Source organism: Vibrio sp. D173a, from assembly GCF_030248475.1.
The window spans coordinates 1-476 of record NZ_JAHGAH010001604.1 but is presented as its reverse complement, the minus strand read 5'-3'; the positions used below and the strand labels follow the sequence as shown (position 1 = coordinate 476).

Here is a 476-nt window from a genome sequence, read left to right as displayed (position 1 = left end):
ATATCACAGGATCGCTACTCTGGCCTCTGGCAAAGGCAATTCGCGCATCGTGGATTCGTGCGCGGATACGATCTCTCAGCTCTGCCGTCGCCGCTTCTGTAAAGGTTACAACCAGAATTTGGTCAACCGTTAGAGGCTGTTGGTGTCGACTTGGCTCTTCACCATTCTCACCGACTTGAGAGGTTCCGTGACCTAAGAGTAATCGTAGATACAAGCCAGCTATCGTGAAGGTTTTACCTGTGCCTGCAGAAGCTTCGATCAATCGCGCCCCATGCAGAGGAAACGTCATGGTATTAAGCGCTTGTGGCGTGATAGCGAGATCACGATTTGTGGTAGTCATACCGAGCTGCCTTATTCTTAATTATTCTGTTACAAATGTGACCTAGTATCAAAAACGTCATTCAAATCAGGTCTAGTGCCAATATCTTATTAGGGAGTGCGATCTCTCTCACGGATCAATTTGGTGCACGTCGTTA

At 47.7% G+C, this 476-nt stretch carries 1 protein-coding gene; it reads right to left on the bottom strand.

Annotation, left to right across the window (positions count from 1 at the left end; all coding sequences use genetic code 11):
* Window positions 1–340 (bottom strand): UvrD-helicase domain-containing protein (locus KIV40_RS35065; RefSeq protein ID WP_285354089.1); only part of this gene is annotated, 340 nt, incomplete at its 3' end.
* Window positions 341–476 lie beyond the last annotated feature (136 nt).